The following is a 21,212-nucleotide window of genomic DNA, read 5'->3' on the forward strand; positions in this document are numbered from 1 at the left end:
ATGGAAATTTTGATGTGTGTGGCCGTAGGCATTTTGTTCGCGGTTGCCGTCTTTCTCATCTTGTCACGGAGCCTGCTCCGCATCGTGCTTGGCATGTCCATTCTGACACACGGGGTGCATCTGCTGTTAATTACTATGTCTCGTCTCAAAACCGGTGCTCCTCCATTACTCGGAGAAATGGCTGAGAAATATGTTGATCCGCTGCCTCAGGCCCTAATTCTGACGTCAATTGTTATCAATTTTGGCCTGACTGCTTTCTTCTTTGTTCTGTCTTATCGTTCTTATCTGAAGCTGAAGACGGACGATATGGAAGAAGTAAGGAGGCGCCCATATGAATAATCTTGTCGTGCTGCCGATCCTGCTTCCACTGATCACCGGGGTTCTTGCCCTGCTGTTCTTCCGGAGAGTATATATACAGCGTTTCGTGAGTGTTGTCGGGCTGTTGGCTGCGGCTGCGGCCTCTACGATACTTATCATTCGTGTAGCTCAATCTGGCGTTCTGACGCTGAATATGGGCGGCTGGTCAGCTCCTTACGGCATCGTGCTTGTTGCCGACATGGTCGCAGCTCTGCTTGTGGTGGCTGCATCCATTATTGCGCTGGCCTGCCTGCTCTATGCGTTTCGAAGCATCAACAAGGAACGGGAGCAGCATCATTTTTATCCATTTTTTCATTTTCTGATTGCAGGTGTGAATGCCTCTTTTCTCACCGGTGACTTGTTCAACTTGTTTGTCAGCTTTGAACTGATGCTGATCTCCTCCTATGCACTTATCGTGCTTGGGGGAACGGAAAGACAGCTGCGCGAGACGATCAAATATGTATTGATTAATATAGTATCCTCCGCTTTATTTGTAGCTTCAATAGGCTTTCTCTATTCGATCACAGGTACGCTGAACATGGCCGACTTGTCGGTTCGAATTGCGGAAGTCGGTCAGAGCGGAGTTGTCACGCTGATTGCCGTCCTTTTCCTCATCGTATTCAGTATTAAAGCCGGTTTATTTCTATTCTTCTGGTTGTCCGGCTCTTATGCAGCACCGCCCGCTGTTGTTACTGCACTGTTCGCAGGTCTGCTCACCAAAGTTGGCCTGTATGCCATTGTGCGGACCTTTACTCTGATTTTCTATCATGATCCGGACTTCTTCCATGCCTTGATTGGCTGGATGGCTGGTGCAACGATGGTTCTGGGGGTGGTTGGTGCGATCTCGTATCGTGATGTGAACAAGATTCTGATCTATAACGTCGTGGCTGGTGTTGGATTCGTTGCATTCGGAATGGCCGCGGCCAGCCGTACTGCGCTGGAAGGGCTGCTGTTCTATATGCTGCATGATATGCTGATCAAAACGCTTCTTTTCCTGCTCGGGGGTGCTCTAATTGCCGTAGCGGGTACATCGAGACTCGACAACATGGGTGGACTGATCCAGCGTTATCCGGTGCTGGGGTGGATGTTTTTCATCAGCGCACTTGCACTTGCGGGCCTGCCTCCATTCAGTGGATTCCCCGGAAAACTGCTGCTTTTTGAAGGCGGCCTGGAGGCTGGATTATATGGTTTAACCGGTATAGCCGTGCTCTCAAGTCTGCTCATGCTGTATTCTGTACTCCGCATCTTCATTCAGGCATTTTGGGGTGAGCCTCCTGCGGGTATGGCCAGACGTCCTTACGCGGTGAACGGCCTGCTGATTCCTGCCGGAATTTTGTTTGCATTCATCATCGTCATGGGCCTGGGCGCTGAGGGCATGTTCCAGCTGACTTCCCGCGCTGGCGATATTCTGCTGCATCCCAATATTTATATTGATGCCGTATTGAAGGAGTAGATGTCTATGGCCTTTCAAATTGTACTCAATCTTATCATTGCCTTTGTCTGGATGTTTCTAAATAATGCCTGGAACGGTATTGGTTTTCTGATTGGATATATGCTCGGGCTGCTGTTGATCGGAGGTATGCGCCGTTTCTTCCCGCAGCGCTTTTACATTGTTCGGGTCTGGGCGATCCTTAAGCTAATTATGCTGCTGTTTAAAGAACTCGTTCGAGCAAGCATCGGGGTTATTCGCGAGATTATCAAACCTAAGCTCGACATTCGTCCAGGCATTTTCACCTATCGAACCCAATTATCCTCAGATTGGGAAGTGACCCTGCTCTGTCTAATGATCTCATTGACACCAGGATCGCTGCCCCTCGAAATCTCGGGCAATCAGCGTAAGCTTTTTATACACGCACTGGACATCAAAGATGAAGAAAAACTGAGAAATGACATCCAGAATACCTTTGAAAAAGCAATCATGGAGGTGACACGTTAATGTTATCCTCACTGCTGTTTATCTCGCTGCTCATTCTATCTTTGGCGATTCTGGCCTGCTTGTACCGGGTTCTTCGCGGACCTTCCATGGCCGACCGCATTACCGCACTCGATACGATCGGTATCAATGTCATCGCCATTGTAGCCGTACTTTCCATGATGCTGCAGACACAAGCATATTTGGATATTATTTTGCTGATCGGCATTCTCGCTTTTCTAAGCACGGTGGCATTTGCACGCTATATCGAACGAGGGGCGGTGTTTAAAAATGAAGGAGATCGTTAGCGGAACGGCTGAAACAGCGATTGGTGTGCTTGTACTGCTTGGTGCCCTGCTCAGCGCTCTTAGTGCATTCGGACTCCTTCGCCTGCCTGACGTATACTTGCGTGCTCACGCTGCCACCAAAAGCATGACGCTTGGCGTGTTTTGTGTACTGAGTGGTGCATTTTTCTTCTTTTGGTACTTTGACAACTATATCAGTGCCCGCCTGCTGCTCGGTATTCTGTTTGTGTTCATCACAGCGCCTGTAGCCGGACATCTGAATGGCCGAGCTGCTTACCGAACCGATGTGCCTCTGTGGGAGCAAAGTGTGCAGGACGAACTCGAACCGCTGTTAAAAGGGAAAAAGATGAATCACGAAGCGAAGGACATGATGGAATAGCTTATATAAATTGATTAAACGGTTTACACGGAACACTCCGATGACAGAATAACCTTCCGACCGCTGTTATCCACAGATTTTTTTGATTCCCTTTCCAAAGGGGAAAATCCGGGGATAAAGGCGAAGTGTATGCTTCCGATGTTAGCTTTCTTTCAGAAAGCTTTTAGCTTCGCTTGTTCAGGTTTTTTCTGTCCTCTCCGTTAATTTGTAAAAAATAATTCAACTTATATCGTGGCAAATATAAAGTGAAACAACATACCCCGGAGGATGTATCGCTTCTTTAGCGACTTTCCTCCGGGGTATTTCTGATACCATTTCATTGGGTTAGTATACTCCGATTCAGCTCAAAAGTATCGACTCGTCATTCTTTTCTCAAAAGCCGTTTAAACCTTGGCGTTTCAAATCCGCAGCCACAATGCGAGCAAGCTGCGCAGCTCCCTGACGATTCGGGTGCAGGCTGTCGCCATTCATATACAGTGCCAACGTTGCAGCCGGACCAATAGAAGTAAAGTATGCAGAGCTTAACTTGTTCAAGTCCATGAGAGTTACACCCTCTTCTTGTGCCAACGCACGTGTAGAGGCATTATACCAGCGGTTCTCCGCTTGATGCACATTTGCCGAGTTAAAGTCTGTGGCCCGGCCCTGAGGTGTAGAGAGAACCACCGTGGCTCCTTTACTCTTCGCCTGACGAACCATATCCCGCATAATTTCCTTGAATTGTGCTTCTGTTGTATTGTTTTTGGCATTGGTATCGTTAATTCCAAGCTGCAGTATGAAGTAATCACCCGGTTTGATATACTTCAGAATGGCTTCCATCTGTCCGTCATTACGGAATCCTCTGGCAATCTGCCCGCCTGTCGCCATATTACGAACCTGGAAGGTCGCATTATTCACATAAGATGGGAGCATCTGTCCCCAGCCTCCCTGCACGCTGCTGCCAAGCGGATAATAATTGCACACCGTCGAATCTCCGCCGATATAGATTGTGCGATTGGTCACGGGCTGGTTGGACAGTTTTCTTATTTCAAGTGCACTAAGCGTAAACGCGGTGCCCTCCTTGCCCTCGGTGATCAGCAGATTTAGCTGTCCGTCGGTCACCGGAATCTGAAATTGATCTGATGCTCCGTTTCCCGTCATATTCATGATCTGGTAGACCCCCTCTGCCGCTACACTGGCTCTGGAGGTATTACCCAGAATCACTTTGACCTCATACAACCCATTCGGCAGATCAACATTAAAGGTGTTATCACTTTTTGTTCCAAACTTCAGGAATTGAACTGCATCACTACGAACACCACTGCCTGAAGCGGAAACATTCCTCATATTAGCAGGTGTGTTGAAACCAAAACCCTTTGAAGGGGTATAGGCGGTTGAGGCAGACACTCCGATATATCCGTTCTCTACTGCTCCAGCACCAAAATCAAATTTGTAGTGATCCGATGCAGCCTCGGCTATCTCTCCTTGATCACCGCCAAATCCAACTGCAAGCGTACATGCAGCAAGTACAGTACATAACATTATCCGTAAAGAAGTTGACCATTTCATCATCAAGCACTCCTCTCGAATTAAAATGACACGATTTGTACCCCTAAGGACCCTGATTGAGATAAAAATTATAAGACTTGCTGCAGCCAGTCATAGGCTCTTGCACCGCTAATCTCATGTCCTCCTGCAAAATAATCGGCATCCAGTGCCTGTCCAGCATCCGCATGTGTGTAGATCTTTTTCAAGCGTTCGTGAGCCTCCTGCGCCGAATGAAGTGGAAACACAAGGTCTTCACTCCCAATCTCCAGAAAAAGAGGTCTTGGAGCAATCAGACCGATGATATCCGGCAGCTCGGCTTCCTGTAAAATCCCCGGGATATAGTTATCAAGACAATGATTGCGATCCAGTATACTCCCGTGGAAAGTGCTTGCATAGCCGCTAACAACAGCAGCTTTACATCGTTCATCCAGAGCAGCCGTGAAAGCTGTAACCAATCCGCCGCCCGAAATACCCATACTTCCGATTCGCTCTGTGTCCACTTCCGGACGCGTCAGCAAATAATCCAGTACACGTCTGGTTTCATATACACGATGTCCTGCAAGAGTGTGACCTGACATAAGCAGATGCGCAGCGATCTTGGTGCATGAGCTTGTCCCTGGTGGCGCTTCACGGTCCTCCTCCAACCTTCGATCACCAAAACCCAGCAGTTCCGGCGCCGCAACGATGTAACCCCGCTTCACGAGAGCTAACGCGAAATCTTTGTGTAATCCTGGCTCTCCCTTACGCGGTGAACCATCCGGCTCCAAACCACAGATTTCCCGGCTTCCGTACCCATGGCCATGACAAGCAATAACAGCGGGTATCTCCTTGTAGGTAGCGCTTACATTTTGGGGTGTCAGAATATACACAGGCATACGCAACCCTGCATAGGTTGTAATTTCAATCCTTTCCCGGATGTACCCATCACATACGTTATGCTCCAGTACGACAGGATTTAATGCTGCTGTCACCGTCGGAGAACCACCTAGTCGCTCTTGTACATGTGTGCGCAATTCTTGCTGCCATAACGCCAAAGGCTGCTCCGCGTCATAGGCAGAACGACCCCGAAGATTGGTTTGCTGCTGCAGATAAGCTTCGATATCGGACATCGTCCAGTATCCCTCCTGTATGTGCTGGTATAATACAAATCTAGAATTGAAATATTTGGTAACCTCACTCTATTATAGTACTAGAAGTAAACTCCCCACCACCTTTAGTTTATGACTTCAGACCACTTTTTCAACTTTAAAACACCGTGTCAGCAGGCTTGAAAGAAGTAAAGTTATGACCAGTACGCCGGCACTAAGTAAAGCATAGCGGAAGTCCAGGAAACTGAAATCCATCCGTAAATAGTTGACTGCTGGAAATGCGGCGACGATGCCAACCAAAATCATAACTCTATACATCTTCAGCACCATTTCACTCCCATTAGTGGCCCACACAACAGCATTGGCAAGGTAGAGAAATGCACCGATGCACAGTAATATGGTTAAACCGGAAGAAAAAAAATGGACTGATCCTATAGATCTGAACCCCAAAGCGGTAAATACAAACCAGATGAGAACACCATTAATCAATGCCATCGCGACCACACGAATGAATGCAAATAACCACACAGCAAGCATGATTTTATTAGGCTTCGACACTACTGCCAGCAGAAAACTCAGATTTTTTTCGGCCTTTTCTTTGGTAAAGAACTGCAGTACGTGTGGAATGCCTACATAAAGTGCAAACACTAGTGCAGACGATAGGAAACCGACCGCCATTATAGAATTTGTAAAGATCAAACGATGCTCCTGGCTTTTATTTAACTGATGCAGCAGCGGAATCATCCCATCGATAGACAGGCCCAGATCAGCTTCTATCTCCCCCAGCTGACCTAACGTAAACACAAAAAATATGCCGAACATCAACGCCTGCATCGTCAAAGATCTCTTCCAATTCAGGGTTTTTATATCTTTCCTTAATAATGCGAGCAAGAATAGCCCCTCCCTCTCCAGCAGATTACTTTAAACTTTAGTTTTGACGGCAGCTTGTTTGGTTTCCCTATAGAAATCCTCCAGCGAGCCTTTCTCCTTGAAAAACTCTTTTACTTCAATACCCTCCTGCAGGAGCAGCTGCAGCGGCTGTTTAATAAGCTCTGGCTGGATTACCAAGGTTACAGATTGCTCATCGTGACTCAGGACTTGGATTCCAACCATATTATGAAGAACATTTACCGCCTCATCTGGTCGACTGCATACAGCGATATAACGTTCGGTAACCCCGCTTATGGTCCCCAGTGTCTGATCTGCCACGATCCGGCCTTGATGAATCATCATAACGTGATCGGCAATTTTCTCTAAATCAAACAAATCATGAGAACTGATAAAAATTGAGGTTCCCTGCTTCAAACAGATTTCTTTCAGTTGATCCCGCAAAAATATTTTGGAATCCGGATCAAGTCCCGTAAATGGTTCATCAAGAACGAGCAGCTCGGGCTCATGCAGTAACTCACGTATAATCATCAATTTTTGTTTCATACCCTTGGAAAACCGTGCTGCCTTTAAAGTGGATTTCAGTTCAAAATGCTGAGCAAGGCTGCTGAATCGCTCTGCAATTGTCTCCTTGCGCATCCCGCGAAGACGTCCAAAAAACAACACATTCTCCCAAGCTGACATTTCCCCGTATAGTCCGCCCTCATCAAACACCACACCAAAACGGTTCCTGCTCTTCTGGGTCATATTATAGGCAGGTTCTCCGAACATACTGCACATTCCCCTTGTTGGAGGATAAAGGCCTGTAATGCATCGGATCGTTGACGTTTTGCCTGCTCCATTTTCTCCAATTAAGGCGCTAATCTGTGCCGGACGGATTGCCATGTCAACATGATCAAGTACAGGTCTGCCCTGCAGGCTCAGACTTAATCCACGTAATTCAACAACTGAAGATACCATGATTCCCCTCCTAACATTACAATAATAAGCAAATCATAGATTAAATAGGTTCGTGTTTTATGTAATATACATCACTTTTTTACTGAATAAGTTAAATATTGAAGTTAGTGATGTCTGTTTCAAAATGTCCGTTGAACTAAAAAGGATATTCCTGACCCGTGTACATGCAGCGGGCTGTGGAATATCCGTTCTTTTTAACATAAGCTTTGGAATGGATTCAATCTCAACATGTTTTTCCAGGTGAAGAACATTACTTCTGGCCTGGCAGCCACCAGTTCCACCTACCCATCAATTTCATTAAGGACGGGACAAGCACAAGACGGATTAAAGTAACATCAATGAACACGGCGGCCGTGATTCCGATCCCCAGCTGCCTCACTCCTTCAACTTCAGCAAAAGCAAAAGGGACGGTTACTGCGAGTAAAATACCTGCAGCAGATGTAATTAGACGGCCTGTTGAAGATAGGCCCTGCTGCACAGCCTTGTCACTGTCGCCAGTTCGTCTGTAAACTTCCTGAATTCGGCTTAACATAAATACGCCGTAATCCATCGATATGCCAAATACCAGTCCAGCAATGAACACAGGAATCATTACAGCTACAGGTGACGGTTCCACTCCCAAATGCCCTTCGTTAAATACCCATACCAGTATGCCAAAAGAAGCAGCGAGACTGAGCAGATTCATTACGATTGCTTTCACCGGAATCAGCATGGAACGGAATGCGAGCAGCAGCACCAGATAATTGCTCACGACTACAAATACAAGCACTTTAGGCAGCTGCTGATACATTTCATGCATGATCTCATCCTGATTGACCGCTTCCCCGCCATAACGGATCGGAATACCTTCGAGTCCGCCTGTTAAATCATTGGATCTCGTCTGCCGCAGCCAATCTCTCATCTCAGCCGAACCCGGTTCTCCGTATACGCCCACTGTTAATCGAATGAAAGAAGCAGCGTTAACCTGCGGCAAATGAATGCTAACGACTTTGGAGTTCTGTTGAAGCTCCTCTGCTTTGCGTTCAGCCTTTTTCCGGTGAACGGCCGTTAATGGTACTTCTTTTTCTCCAATGAGGATTTCGACCATAGAAACCCGATCCTGACCAAAACTGCGCTGCAGCTGCTCAGCTGCCTGACGTGACTCCATTCTGGATGGCAGCGAAGAAGCATCCGGAACAGATAGCTCCATCCGAGCCACCGGGGAGACACACCATAACAGAATCATCGTGCCTGTAAGTCCCATCCACACGGGACGTCTCATAATCATTGCGGACCAGCGATGCCAGAAACTTCGTTCAAGCCTATTATGATCTGCTGATTGTTCTGAAGCGCTGGCGTTTGTTAATTCCTCTCCAAATATTCGGCGCGCGCCCAGTGAAAGAACAGAAGGTAATAACGTCATGTTAAGCAGAAAAGCCAGCAGCAGCGCAATCATCGCACCAATAGATACACTGAGAAACATCGGCAGTCTGATCCAGAACAGCCCGAGCAGACCAAGGAACACACAGGCAGCCGAGAAGAGGACAGCCCGGCCCGCTGTGCGAAAGGTTTGGTCCAGAAGCTGACGCTGCTTAACTACACTTCTCGAGCCCCCTATCCCTGTCTGGCCTCCATTTCGCTTAAGTTCTTCTCTATACCTGCTCAAAATAATTAGTGCAAAATCGATGCTGAGTGCCATTCCCACCATCGGAATAACATTAATAATAAAATTGGACAACTCCAGGTAATGACCAAGAAAAGCCGTTACTCCCATCGCTGTAATTACTGAACCAATGCCCATCATCACTGCGATCCATGCTGCATACCAACCTCTGAATGCAAAGCACAGAACCATTAGAGCAATGGGAAGCCCAACAACCTCTGCACGTTCCAAATCCCGAAAGCTCAAGTCATTTACATCCTGCTGCACGACGGCTTTCCCTGTCAGGTGTATGGTTCCCGGAAGGTGAGCATGCTCGTCCCGTATAAGAAGTTCACGCAGCTGCTCCAGCGAAGGGCCTATTCGATAAGACTCGATATTCATATGAATCAGCGCGTAGGCCTGATCTTCACGCAGCATCATTCCCTGTGTATGAGCATCCAGTGGAGAAATAATCGACGATATGGCTGGCAGATTCTGAACTGCCGTGAGACGTTCTTTGATCCACTGCCTGAACGCCGTCAATGAAGTATCGGGATACTTCTGAAACAGCAGTATGACCGGATCAGACGGGGAATTAAATTCCTGCTCCAATATCCGCTCTACTGCTTGTGCCTGTCCCTGAGCAAGCTTTAGTCCGTGATCCTGTACAATGTCAGGCAGCTTCCATGCCCAGGCCCCTGCCACCCCAATGACAAACACCCAGAAGAGAATAATAAACCGCGAATATCGGCTGATAAAGGCAGCTAGGCTTCGGTACCCCATACCCCAAGCTCCTCTGCATATATATTGGAATTCTTGTTCCTTAATCATAGAGCGACATGTTCATTGTGTAGTACAAGTCTATTCAGATCCGGACATGATTATGTTTACAACGAAACAAAGACGAGCCATCCATACCCTGTAGGCATGGGATGCTCGTCTTACTCGATTGGCGGTCCTGATTTATTCTGGTCGGATTACGGTGAAGCGGTCTCCCAGTTTCGCATAATCGTTACCTGCCAGACGGCTGACCGGCTTCAGTTCATCCATCAGTATATAACCTTTGTCTGCGGGATAAACCTGTTTACTAAAATGATACTGCACAATGCGCACCAGCAGCAGATCGCTTACAGGGATACCTGCATCATTCGAGATCGGAATATGCTGATACAGTTTGCATTCCATTCGGATAAGAGCTTCCTGAACACCGGGTACAGAAACCATTGAACTAGGCACCGTAGTAAGTCTAGTTCGTTCCAGCTCACTTTCATGGGGCAGCAAAAGAGCTGCCGTTTCGTTTACCTCTTCAATAATACTCTCGTCACAGATGTGTACAACCAGTTCCTGGTGGGCAAGTACATTGCGAGCAGTATCTTTCATGACCCCATTTTTACGTCCAACCGAGATGGACAGCAGCGGGGGATCCGAGCTGACCACATTAAAGAAGCTGAACGGAGCTGCGTTAATGACACCATCATGATCTGACAGCGTAGTTACAAAGGCAATCGGACGCGGCACTATAGAACCGCTCATTAATTTATAATTATCTTTAGCCGAGAGTTCTTCCGGATTTAGTGAATACATATGTAAGTCCCCTTTTCTGCTCGCATGAAGTTCATTCCACTTTCCCTTATTTATATATTTCATCGTTATTATATCATCCCTTTTCGCTGAATCACACATAGGCGAATGCCATCATATGCTGTTTGCAGAATAAGATAAGATGACAGGAAGGATGTATCTGAACATGAATAACGTATATTCCCCTACAGGTTATTATGATGATCGCTATACAGGTTACGGAGATCAACGCTCTATTCAATTCCCTCCATTCTTTCCCGGTGGGGGCACTCTTCCGGGAGGGCAGACTCCGCCAGGCATCCCTGGAAGCCCCGGCTCGTATCCTCCTTTCATTCCAGGCGTGGGAACACCTCCGGGTCCTTATTTTCCGGGCGGTATTCCGGGCCCCGTTCCGGGTTCAACTCAAGGTGTACCTGCCCAGCTGGCTCAAGGGAATCTGCCATCCCTGCTCAGTGCCTACCCGCGCCCGGTTGGTCAGCCGCCAGCCGAAATGTTGTTCTTATATAACCTGATCAAAAGCAGCCCCGGCCTGCTGCCTCTTTTCCTTCAGCAGCAGCCTCAAAGCCTGACTCAAGCAGTTCAATTTGCGCAGACCGGCGCTGCCGCTCCACGTGACCAGGAGCAGCGTCTACTCCCCAATTTCTGTTATAACCGCTGGTCCCTCGTGTTTACGTATAATGATGTGTATTTGATGTGGCCTGCCATTAACCTCTTTGGTTTTGTCGTTGGCTACTTCTATCCATTCCAGACACCAGGAATTCTGTTGAATACCCAGATTTTATTTGCCCTCTGCTAGAGGCGACGCTCCACTTTTCCATGTTTTCTGTCCTGTTAAACAAAACACTGCCCGCACTCGGAAACTATGCTTCCATGCGGGCAGTTCGTGGTTATACCAAAAAACGTACTATGCAGATGTGTAGTTGTCCAGTTTGGACTTGCTTCTGCCAATCATGATGAAATATAGGAGTAAAGCCCCTAGGTCAGCACATGCGATCACAATTCCCATGGGTACAGCCGTATGATCGCCCCCAAGACCAACGAGGGGAGCGACAAGTCCGCCGAACAGAAAGGTCATGACACCAATGAGCGCTGATGCACTTCCTGCGGATTTGGCCTGATCCGCCATAGCTAATGCAAACGAAGCCGTATTAATCAGACCGACACTGGAAACCACCAAAAATAAGGGAATCAACACCGAAACCAGTCCGCCACCTGCCAGGATAGCAATAAGAAGGGATGTTCCTCCTGCAGCTGCTGTAATCAGTCCCGCAATTAACAGCCGGGTCTCCGACACTTTCCCAGCGAGGCGACCAGCGATCTGACTGGCGAGGATGATGCCAAGCCCATTAATCGCAAAACATATACTGAACAGTTGAGGTGAGACCCCGTATATTTTCTGAAGCACAAACGGTGATCCCGATATGTAGGCGAACATTCCTGCCGAAGCAAACCCTTGTGTGAGCGCATAACCCATAAACCGGCGATCCCTGGCCATTCTGCCAAATGTCAGTAAAGTCTGCTGCAGTCCCCCACTCGATCTTTTGGGTGCGGGAAGTGTCTCTCCCAGACCAAAGATAACCGCAAGAAGTGCCAGCACACCGATAAAGCCCAGTAAAATAAATACGCCCCGCCATGACGTATACGTAAGTATTTGTCCACCTATTATCGGTGCTGCGATGGGAGCCACTCCGTTAATAAGCATCAACAGAGAGAAGAAGCGGGTTAGTTCAGGTCCTTCGTACACGTCCCTGACCACCGCACGTGAGATGACAATGCCTGCTGCCCCTGCGAGTCCTTGAATGAAGCGCAGTACAACAAAGGAGCTCATGGATGGGCTGACAAGACATAATGCGGACGCGATCGTGTAGAGCAGCAGTCCAGCAATCAGCGGTGTTCTGCGGCCTCGTACGTCACTTAAAGGTCCTGCCAGCAGCTGTCCAAGCGCAAGGCCGATCATACATGCTGTCAAACTGAGCTGAGCATATGAAGCGGACGAGCCGAATTCATCCGCCAGCGTTGGCAGGGCGGGCAGATACATATCCAGAGACAGTGGTCCGAATGCCGAAAGTGTCCCTAGAATCAATGCCATCCTGATTCGGGGCGCAGCATGAGTGTGTAATGAAGCTGGTGTACTTTTCATTTAAAAAACATTTCCTTCATATTGCATACCGTTTCCGCTCCTTAATTCTCTCCATCTCCAAGCAGTCTCAGCAGATTGTTCGGCAGCGTAAACTGTTGATTATTAATAATAATCCGGCGCAGCTCCTCTTCATCCCGTTCGTTCTCGGCGTCCTTGATCTCCTGAATCTCGCGGTGAAGCCGTTCCATCTGGTGATCCAATGCATTAGCTGAGTCCGCCGCATTTTTCAATTCTCTTGTCAAATGTTCGGGAACATCTTTGTTGTATTTATAAAAAATTTTATGTTCCAAACTAGCCCAGAAATCCATGGCAATGGTCCGAATCTGAATCTCCACACAGGCACGTTCCTCGCCATTAGACATGTATACCGGAACTTCAACGAGCAGATGAAGGCTCTGATAACCGTTTGGCTTCGGATTTTGGATGTAATCTTTCACTTCAAGTACACGCAGATCGCTCTGATTGCACAGCATATCCTTGATCCGATAAATGTCGGAGATAAAAGAACAGGTAATTCGCACACCGGCGATATCCTTAATATTTTGTTTGATGCTTTCAAACGTCAGCTCGTGATTTTTGCGGAACATTTTGTTCATAATGCTCTCGGGGGACTTCAATCTCGACTTGGTATGCTCAATCGGACTGTAGTCGTGCAGGGACTGAAATTCCTCTTTCAGCACTTCTATTTTAGTTTCCATCTGATCCAGAGCAAATTTATAGATCATCATAAAGCGTGTGATTTCGTATTTGAATTTCTTGAACTGATCAATCGGATGCGGAGCATTCATCATTGGTTTCTTCCTTTCTTTTGACACGTCTTGAGTTTGTTCCTTGAAGTTCACTGCTGCATAAGGACACGGGCCTCAGCGCATCTCTTCTATCCCATTATAAAACATCTGAAACTAATAAACGAATTTTGGGCGTGAAGCGCACGGCTTCTTTTCATTTTCATTTTGATGAGAGCGTGACGATGGCTGTATACTGGAGGAGTTATGTTTGCCTGAAAGGACTGAAAAATATGAAGCAAAATCATCTGCAAAAATACGCTATGCTGCTGCTCTGTATGTCTGCCGGTATGGTCGATGTGATCGGATACCTCGGCCTTGGGCATGTACTCACAGCCAATATGACAGGGAACATCGTGCTGCTCGGGATCGCAATTGCCCGCGCTCAAGAATTTGTTGTACTGCGGGCCATGCTTGCACTTATTGGTTTTATAGCAGGAAATGCTATCGCGGCGCATATGATTGGACATGTCAAAACAAAAAATGGCTGGTCTTCCCGGGTCACCGCCGTCTTCACCGCAGAAAGCGTACTGCTTCTGCTGTTTGCTGTTATTATGGTCGGCCCGTTCTCCGGGCAATTATCTTATCTGTTAATTGTCATGCTGGCAATTGCTATGGGTATGCAGACAACAGCAGCTCGCCGAATCGGCATTGCGGGCATCTCCACTACCGTGCTGACTAATAATCTGGCAGCCGTTATTGAAGATATTACAAGCATTTTGCACCGTTTGAGGCATGCGGATATCCGCTCCCTGCTTAAAGCTTTGTCTCTGGATTCCTATCTTCGTGCAGGCGCAGTCGTGATATATCTTGGAGGTGTTATTTTGGCAGCCCTGCTGTTCCATCACATCCCGATGATCGCTGTCTGGGTGCCTGTTCTGGTCACTGCTGGTGTAACACTTCAGGCTCGCTTTGCTTCCCGGGCTACGACGGAGCACGCGCGTCACAATTCAGATGAGAAATAAGAGGCGCTGGGAAACGCTGAACATATGAATGTGCTCCTTCTGGCGAAGTCGTCCTTATTCATCGTGAATCGCAAGTGCCTCCTGTTTGATCCATTGAACCAGCTGCCCCGCTGCTGGCGACAGACTCTCTCCTGCCCGTGTACAGATCGCGATAACATTCTCCAGCCGAACATCTTGTACGAAGACACGGGCGAGTTTGCGCTGCTGAACGTCTTCTCTCACGACGAGAGAGGAGATGAAATTAGCTCCATATCCTGCCTTAACTGCACTAATTGTTTCATTCAATCCGTTAAACTGAAGCGCAATTCGCGGAGATGGCAGATTGCTGCTTGTGCACAAAGCAGCAAGCCGTTCACGCGTTGCGCTGCCTTTCTCTCGCATAATGAATGGTTCTGCTACCATCTCGCGCAGTTCGATTTTTTGATCTGCATATGGATGGTCTGGATGTACCACAAACCACATTTCATCCTCAAACAGCTTATCCCAATGCACGCCAGGATGGCTGATTCCGCTGCCTCCATAGATTGCAATTTCAGCCTCGTAAGACAGCAGTTGATCAAAAGCCGTCTGTGTATTGGTTGTGCTCACCACAAGCTCCACATCTTCATGGGCCTGTTTGAAACGGGCGATCCAGCTTGGCAGTAAAAAATTGGAGGGCAAATACGTTGCGGATAGGCGAATCAGACCTTTCCTGCCCTCCCTCATATCCTCTACTGCTTGCTCTACTTCCTGCTCCAGCATAAACATACGCTCGGCATATTCCATTAATTGTTTACCGACATCGGTAAGGACCAGTTTTCGCCCTTCCGATCCAAACAGCTTCATATCAAGTTCACGTTCAAATCGCTTAACCTGTGAAGATACCGCGGGCTGGCTGATGTTCAGTTCCTCCGCAGCCCGGGTTACTCCGCCATACCTTACGATGGCATGAAACAATCGCAGACCGTGCAAATTCATATGTTCTCACCTCTTCTGCTTACTGAATACAGCTTACCAATTTTGACTTCCCATCAATACACATAACTTAATTATATATTAACATAAAATATATATATTTTATTTATGCATTAGTTCCGTCTATAGTTGAATTACAAGAAAGCCCAATTCAGCTGATGGAAAGGAAGATGCTTGATGAGTCATTTGAACAACAGCAATACTGCACAATCCGCAATATGGGGGCAAGTCGATGATTATATGAATACACTGCTCATCCCGAATGACCCCATTTTGCAGGATGCCTTACAGGCCAATGCAGAGGCAGGATTACCGTCTCACGATGTCACACCGAATCAAGGAAAATTCCTTCAACTGCTGCTTCAGATCCAGGGAGCTTCCCGTGTACTTGAAATCGGAACATTAGGAGGATACAGTACGATCTGGATGGCCAGAGCCCTGCCCGAGCATGGACGAATCGTTTCCATTGAATCTGAACCCAAACACGCGGAGGTTGCACAAGCCAATCTAACCCGTGCGGGACTTATGCATAAGGTGGATCTGCGTACAGGTCCCGCACTTACGACCCTCCCCGATCTTCAAGAAGACTACCCTGAACTTTTTGATCTGATTTTCATTGATGCCGACAAACCCAGCAATCCGGATTACCTGAGATGGGCACTGCGCTTGACTCGCCCCGGCAGCTTGATTATCGGGGATAACATTGTAAGGGACGGTGAAGTGATCCGTTCGCACAGTGAGGATGCAAGAGTCCAAGGGGTTAGAACCTTTCTTGAATGTATCGGGAGTCACCCCAAGCTTGAAGCCACTGCACTGCAAACCGTGGGCAGCAAAGGATATGATGGATTTGTGATTGCTCGTGTAAAAGATATACCTGTAACAAAATAAACAGTGGTCAATTCTTCCGAAAATCTGCCTTTCCTGTTAAACTGGTATCACTGCAAAGGCAGACTGGAGGGAATCACTTGAGAGCTTTACGACAGATCCATGTTGAGATTCGCGGGTGGTCCCGCAATATTCAACTCTTCTTTCTGGCAAGTCTGCTGTATCAGATCGGAAACGGCATGTTCTCGGTTCTTTACAATCTTTACATTCAAGGCCTGGGGTACGATGACACCATGAATGGTCAGATTGTCAGTATCCAATCGCTAGCTACAGCAATCATGTTCATCCCTATTGGATTCAGCGGTGACAAATTCAGCCGCAAAAAGTTGTTGATTATAGGGGCATTATTCAGCGGCGCTTTTCTAATCGGGCGTTCCTTCGATTATGCCGCAAGCGGATTAATCTGGTTTGCCGTATTTTCCGGCCTGTTCGCTGGTGTATTTCAAGTGCTTGCCATCCCTTATCTGGCAGAGAACGTTAAAAAAAGCCAGCGCCTCAAAATGTTCAGCTATTATTCATCTCTCGTGCTGGCTTCACAAGTTCTTGGCAGTCTAGGCGGCGGCGTACTTGCAGACCTGCTTCATTCCGCCGGCATGGCCAAAGTCACCAGTCTGCAAACGGTTCTGTTTATGGGCGGCGCTGCGACACTTGCCGCATTTATTCCACTGCTGTTTGTAACCGAGAATCCGGTGTCTCAGACGGACGCAAATAAAGGGAGTACGGCAGAAGATGCATCGCTTCAAACCAGACATGCTGTACATGCACCATCCTCAGATCCTGACACGCTCCTAAAAAAAAGAGATACCAAGCTGATTGGTCAGTTTGTAATAACGCAGCTGCTCATCGGATTAGGCTCGGGCCTCGTTGTGCCTTATCTTAACCTGTATTTCACAAACCGCTTTGCGGTATCTTTGAGCGGCATGAGTCTGCTCATCGCACTCGGTCAAATTATGACTATTGTTTCGATGCTGATTGGTCCCACTTTAGCTGCCAAAGTTGGTAGTGTACGGGCTGTAGTCATTTTCCAAGTATTATCGCTTCCATTCCTGTTGTTAACCGGATTTACAAACCTGCTTATTATTGCATCCATCAGCTTTTTGTTCAGACAGGCACTCATGAATGCAGCCAACCCGATTCAATCCGCCATATTGGTGGACCGGATTTCGGATAGACGCCGAGGGATTGCCAACTCCATGATGCAGACCTCATTTATGATTGGCTGGGCCACGATGGGACCCGTGCAGTCTTATCTGGTTACCACATACGGCACGTATTGGGGATATGCTGTCACCTTCAGTATTACAGGCAGTCTTTACGTGATTTCTTCGTTAATGTACTTCTTCATGTTAAAGGAACCCCGGCCTGTGGCTGTACGGCAGTAAAATAAACATACAAAAAGAGCATCCTCCCATGCATGCATGGACTGGATGCTCTTTTTGTGCTCTATTTGTACTTTTATAAATTCGTTTTGCATATACCGTTGTTACCTAACCTCGCTTGGAGCGGTTTGCTCTTCCATTCGGGTCAAAATATCAAATGCTTCCTGATCGCTAAGGCCGCACATATCTTCAGCAGCCTGCAGTTCGCTGCATACAGCGGGGCGGTCTTCTCGCCCAAATATACCGCATCGGTTTTCCTCCGTCAGCTGTACACAGCGTATGCCTGCGGGTTTGCCTTCGGGCATGCCGGGAATGGGCGATGATATGGAAATGGCAATACAACATGCGGCGCATCCAGCTCTGCATTCCATGATGATCCTCCTCTGTGCGTTACATTGAACGGTTCACCCAAGTCCACGTCCTTGCCAGACCTTGTGCTATTCTACGATTCATGCTTTTACTGGTAAAGTAGCCTCCGTGACTCAGTGGATTCCAGCTGGTTACCGGACCGCCCACATGCACTTCAATATCTTCTTTTACCGCAGACGCATAGGCCGGGTCAATGGGACGCAGCGGATAACCTAAAATATCGTTACGTTCATAAAAGTTGATCCATTCCCCCTCCAATCCCGAGAAAGTTCGAGCCGCCTGAGAAGAGGGGACCTGAATTGGACTGCTGAAGTCATGATAACGCAGACTCCACAGCGGCAGGGTTGTACCAAAGGAGTAGAAGTTCGTCAGTGTATCCCCGCGCTCCAATGCCGAAGTGCTGTCAATAATGGCAGGTGTGCGGCTGGATGAAGGATACTGCAGGTCATAAAAGAAGTTGCTTGCGATGACAGCACCGAGACTGTGTGCGATGACACAAAGCGGCGTCTCTGGCCCATTGCGTCTGGAAAGCTCATGCATCGCCCGGTTTAACGTTTGATGCACCGCATCATATAGATGGCCCTGGTTCTCCACAGGCTGATAGGCAACGGCATCGGCGAGATAGTGTATGACAAAACGGCGCAGCGCCTGATAATTCAATCCCTGTGAACGTACCAGCTGTTGGAACAGAGCCTCTTCCCGCTCCTCGAACACATCGGCCCAGAACACGGGTTCTATATCCAGCATCTGTTTGGCGGCTCCCGGCAGCACCATTACACGATCCATTTCTCTGCTTAAACAAGTCATAAGCTTGTCAGCATAATTTTCTTTTTGCATACCCAGTCCATGAATGACCATCACCGCTACCCGAATCATGCCCTTCCTCCTTATCAATCGAATAGGAACGCTCCTTGTACAATTGCTATGGTTTACTTACAGCATGACAGATGTTTACATCAGGGCTGGCTGCCTCACAATGGGTGAATCGCATAAATTGCAATAACTTAGTTGATTTAACTATTTTATCTGATACGCCTGGAAAATAACACCTGCAAACAGCAAAAGAAGCTGCAGGTTGCGCAGCCTCTTGCTTGACATTCAATATATCCTTTAACCTTTCAAATGGATCTTCAGTACACCGTTCCGATTGGAAGTAACCTCTCCCGTCATCACTTCAACCCGTTCGACCATCTCTTGACCATCCGGGATAATAACGGGTGTGATGACTGGGAATCCTGCATCCTCAATCACTTTACGATCGAACTCAAGCAGCTTCTGTCCTGCTCTTACACGATCGCCCGTATTTACGAACATGGAGAAACCTTCGCCTTTAAGTGATACCGTATTAATGCCGACGTGAATTAATACTTGAAGTCCGCTCGCATGTTCCAGAATAACGGCGTGTTTGCTCTTGATAACATGGGCTACTTGTGCGTCAAATGGGGCGACGACCTGATTGCCGGAAGGTTCAATCGCTATACCTTCCCCCATCTGTTTTTCGGCAAAGGCCGGGTCGGGAACTTGTTCCAGCGGCACCGCCTCACCTGTTAATGGCGCCATGACTTCGAGTATATTAACACGAGAAGCCGATGACTTGGGGTTGGTAGAGCTGGCTGCAGACATGTCTTTGGATTTAGCGTCAGTAGAAGCAGCCTTCTGACTTTGGATTTCGGCGGACTCTCCGTTCGCCTCAAGCCGGTCTTCTTTTCTCAGCTTCGCCCGCCCAAAAACGACCGTCAGCAGAAATGGCACAACCAGGACAATGGCCATACCGATGAAGAAAACACCCCATTTATCCGGGAAAATAGACAGGAATCCAGGCACGCCGCCTACACCGATAGAGGTTGCTTGCACGTTATTCATCGTAAGCAGCACACCACCGATGGCAGAACCGATCATACCGAAGATAAACGGATATCGATAACGGATATTTACACCAAAGATCGCCGGCTCGGTTACCCCCAGAAAAGCGGATACGGAAGAGGTTGCCGCGAGCCCTCGCATTTTTTTCTCACGCAGCACCAGCATCATCGCAAGCGCCGCAGAACCCTGTGCAATGTTGGACAGAGCCAGCATCGGCCACAGGAATGTACCACCTTGACTGCCGATCAGCTGTACGTCTACCGCCAGGAATGTGTGGTGCATCCCCGTAATAACGAGCAGTGCATACAAACCACCATAGATCAAACCGCCCAGCGCAGCATAAGAATTATAGACATAGATCAGGCCGGAGGTGATGGCGTTTGCAATTGCAAATGTTACCGGACCGATAATCGTAAAGGCCAGAAAACCGGTAATCAATAATGTAACGGGAGCGACTACCAGCAGTTTGATAGAATCATGCACACGTTTGTTCAGGAAAATCTCCATCTTGGCCAGCAGATATGCCGATACCAGTACAGGCAGCACCTGACCCTGATAACCGATTTTCTCAATCTCCCAGCCAAACAGATTCCAGGTCGGAACCGTACCTTTGTTCACCGCATCAGCGTAACCATAGGCACTCAGCAGATCGGGATGTACAAGAATCAGGCCCAGCACAATCCCGAGCAGCGGACTGCCTCCGAATCGTGTCACGGCTGACCAACCGATCAAAGCTGGCAGGAAGGTAAAGGCAGTGCTCGCAATCGTATTAATAATGGATGCGAGATCTTTCCAAGCCGGGTACACATCCACTAATGATTTTCCATCAAAGAAAATGCCTGGCCCAGTCAAAATATTGTTAATCCCGAGCAGCAAACCCGCTGTAATGATTGCCGGCAGAATCGGAATAAATATGTCCGAAAGTGTCTTGATTGCACGCTGCAGCGGGTTTTGCTTTTTGCCTGCAGCTGCTTTTACATCATCTTTGGAGGAACGCTCTCCTCCCGTAATCTGAATCATCTCATCGTATACTTTATCCACAAGCCCAGGGCCGATGACCACCTGAAATTGACCTTGAGAGGAGAATTGCCCTTTGACCAACTCGTTCTGATCAAGCAGCTCTGTATCCACTTTGTCCTCGTCATATAAAGCAAACCGCAGCCGTGTTACACAGTGTGTTGCTGCTTCAATATTCTCTTTGCCTCCGACCGCCCGGACGATCTCCTCAACCTGTTTTTTATCGATTGCCATAGTGTC

21 protein-coding genes are annotated in these 21,212 nt (G+C 47.9%); 9 read left to right on the forward strand and 12 right to left on the reverse strand.

Translation table 11 applies throughout. From position 1 onward, the window contains the following. Genes ABXS70_RS13435 through mnhG form a run of 5 tightly spaced genes read left to right on the forward strand, consistent with a single transcriptional unit; the run spans position 1 to position 2,953 of the window. A complete protein-coding gene (locus ABXS70_RS13435; protein ID WP_342555763.1) occupies positions 1–339 on the forward strand; it encodes a Na(+)/H(+) antiporter subunit C in 339 nt (112 codons plus the stop codon). After that, complete coding sequence (locus ABXS70_RS13440) at positions 332–1,810, forward strand: Na+/H+ antiporter subunit D (protein WP_342555762.1); 1,479 nt, start codon at positions 332–334, stop codon at positions 1,808–1,810. Before ABXS70_RS13435 ends, ABXS70_RS13440 begins: the two co-directional genes overlap by 8 nt. A gap of 6 nt (positions 1,811–1,816) precedes the next feature. Then, entirely contained in the window at positions 1,817–2,293 is a 477-nt protein-coding gene (locus tag ABXS70_RS13445; RefSeq protein WP_342555761.1) for a Na+/H+ antiporter subunit E, read from the forward strand. Beyond that, on the forward strand, positions 2,293–2,577 hold the full coding sequence (locus ABXS70_RS13450) for a Na(+)/H(+) antiporter subunit F1 (protein ID WP_110896037.1): 285 nt from the start codon (positions 2,293–2,295) through the stop codon (positions 2,575–2,577). The genes ABXS70_RS13445 and ABXS70_RS13450 overlap by 1 nt, the downstream gene beginning before the upstream one ends. Then, complete coding sequence (gene mnhG / locus ABXS70_RS13455; RefSeq protein WP_342555760.1) at positions 2,561–2,953, forward strand: monovalent cation/H(+) antiporter subunit G; 393 nt, start codon at positions 2,561–2,563, stop codon at positions 2,951–2,953. The genes ABXS70_RS13450 and mnhG overlap by 17 nt, the downstream gene beginning before the upstream one ends. Positions 2,954–3,325: 372 nt before the next feature. Here mnhG and ABXS70_RS13460 read toward each other — a convergent pair whose 3' ends face one another. The 6 genes from ABXS70_RS13460 to ABXS70_RS13485 form a co-directional block, all read right to left on the reverse strand. Continuing rightward, positions 3,326–4,501, reverse strand: a complete 1,176-nt coding sequence (locus tag ABXS70_RS13460; RefSeq protein WP_366296301.1) for a GDSL-type esterase/lipase family protein — start codon at positions 4,499–4,501, stop codon at positions 3,326–3,328. A gap of 65 nt (positions 4,502–4,566) precedes the next feature. Next, positions 4,567–5,586 carry an alpha/beta hydrolase family protein gene (locus ABXS70_RS13465; protein WP_342555758.1) on the reverse strand — a complete coding sequence of 340 codons (1,020 nt, stop codon included), beginning with the start codon at positions 5,584–5,586 and terminating at the stop codon, positions 4,567–4,569. Between the two features lie 117 nt (positions 5,587–5,703). Next, the gene (locus ABXS70_RS13470) at positions 5,704–6,456 is read right to left on the reverse strand and encodes a hypothetical protein (RefSeq protein ID WP_342555757.1); all 753 of its coding nucleotides are present in this window, start codon (positions 6,454–6,456) and stop codon (positions 5,704–5,706) included. Positions 6,457–6,486: 30 nt separating this feature from the next. Next, positions 6,487–7,413 carry an ABC transporter ATP-binding protein gene (locus ABXS70_RS13475; protein ID WP_366296304.1) on the reverse strand — a complete coding sequence of 309 codons (927 nt, stop codon included), beginning with the start codon at positions 7,411–7,413 and terminating at the stop codon, positions 6,487–6,489. A 250-nt stretch (positions 7,414–7,663) separates the two neighbouring features. Next, positions 7,664–9,817, reverse strand: a complete 2,154-nt coding sequence (locus tag ABXS70_RS13480) for an MMPL family transporter (RefSeq protein WP_366296306.1) — start codon at positions 9,815–9,817, stop codon at positions 7,664–7,666. 180 nt (positions 9,818–9,997) lie between these two features. Beyond that, positions 9,998–10,618, reverse strand: a complete 621-nt coding sequence (locus tag ABXS70_RS13485) for a flavin reductase family protein (protein ID WP_366296308.1) — start codon at positions 10,616–10,618, stop codon at positions 9,998–10,000. 163 nt (positions 10,619–10,781) lie between these two features. Between ABXS70_RS13485 and ABXS70_RS13490 the strand changes: the two genes are divergently transcribed. After that, the gene (locus tag ABXS70_RS13490) at positions 10,782–11,411 is read left to right on the forward strand and encodes a hypothetical protein (protein ID WP_342555753.1); all 630 of its coding nucleotides are present in this window, start codon (positions 10,782–10,784) and stop codon (positions 11,409–11,411) included. Between the two features lie 108 nt (positions 11,412–11,519). On the opposite strand, the gene ABXS70_RS13495 is transcribed toward ABXS70_RS13490, so the two are convergent. Together ABXS70_RS13495 and ABXS70_RS13500 are read right to left on the reverse strand one after the other, a co-directional pair. Beyond that, a complete protein-coding gene (locus tag ABXS70_RS13495; RefSeq protein WP_342555752.1) occupies positions 11,520–12,755 on the reverse strand; it encodes a multidrug effflux MFS transporter in 1,236 nt (411 codons plus the stop codon). Between the two features lie 41 nt (positions 12,756–12,796). Further along, positions 12,797–13,543, reverse strand: coding sequence for a GTP pyrophosphokinase family protein (locus ABXS70_RS13500; RefSeq protein WP_184191058.1), 747 nt, complete (start codon positions 13,541–13,543; stop codon positions 12,797–12,799). A 230-nt stretch (positions 13,544–13,773) separates the two neighbouring features. Here ABXS70_RS13500 and ABXS70_RS13505 point away from each other — a divergent pair, with 230 nt between their 5' ends. After that, positions 13,774–14,505 carry a YoaK family protein gene (locus ABXS70_RS13505; RefSeq protein ID WP_342555751.1) on the forward strand — a complete coding sequence of 244 codons (732 nt, stop codon included), beginning with the start codon at positions 13,774–13,776 and terminating at the stop codon, positions 14,503–14,505. A gap of 54 nt (positions 14,506–14,559) precedes the next feature. On the opposite strand, the gene ABXS70_RS13510 is transcribed toward ABXS70_RS13505, so the two are convergent. Next, complete coding sequence (locus tag ABXS70_RS13510) at positions 14,560–15,462, reverse strand: LysR family transcriptional regulator (protein ID WP_366296311.1); 903 nt, start codon at positions 15,460–15,462, stop codon at positions 14,560–14,562. Positions 15,463–15,636: 174 nt separating this feature from the next. Between ABXS70_RS13510 and ABXS70_RS13515 the strand changes: the two genes are divergently transcribed. Together ABXS70_RS13515 and ABXS70_RS13520 are read left to right on the forward strand one after the other, a co-directional pair. After that, positions 15,637–16,347, forward strand: a complete 711-nt coding sequence (locus ABXS70_RS13515) for an O-methyltransferase (RefSeq protein WP_366296313.1) — start codon at positions 15,637–15,639, stop codon at positions 16,345–16,347. Between the two features lie 77 nt (positions 16,348–16,424). Beyond that, on the forward strand, positions 16,425–17,726 hold the full coding sequence (locus ABXS70_RS13520) for an MFS transporter (protein WP_342555748.1): 1,302 nt from the start codon (positions 16,425–16,427) through the stop codon (positions 17,724–17,726). A gap of 101 nt (positions 17,727–17,827) precedes the next feature. Here ABXS70_RS13520 and ABXS70_RS13525 read toward each other — a convergent pair whose 3' ends face one another. The 3 genes from ABXS70_RS13525 to treP all read right to left on the reverse strand — a co-directional run bounded on the left by ABXS70_RS13525 (position 17,828) and on the right by treP (position 21,206). Beyond that, positions 17,828–18,094: a YkgJ family cysteine cluster protein gene (locus ABXS70_RS13525; RefSeq protein WP_342555747.1), complete on the reverse strand. Its 267-nt coding sequence runs from the start codon at positions 18,092–18,094 to the stop codon at positions 17,828–17,830. 19 nt (positions 18,095–18,113) lie between these two features. Next, positions 18,114–18,968 (reverse strand): chemotaxis protein, encoded by an 855-nt coding sequence (locus tag ABXS70_RS13530; protein WP_342555746.1) that lies wholly within the window; start codon positions 18,966–18,968, stop codon positions 18,114–18,116. A 234-nt stretch (positions 18,969–19,202) separates the two neighbouring features. Then, positions 19,203–21,206, reverse strand: a complete 2,004-nt coding sequence (treP, locus tag ABXS70_RS13535; RefSeq protein ID WP_342555745.1) for a PTS system trehalose-specific EIIBC component — start codon at positions 21,204–21,206, stop codon at positions 19,203–19,205. Positions 21,207–21,212: the final 6 nt, after the last annotated feature.

The organism is Paenibacillus sp. AN1007 (genome assembly GCF_040702995.1).
GTDB lineage: Bacteria > Bacillota > Bacilli > Paenibacillales > Paenibacillaceae > Paenibacillus.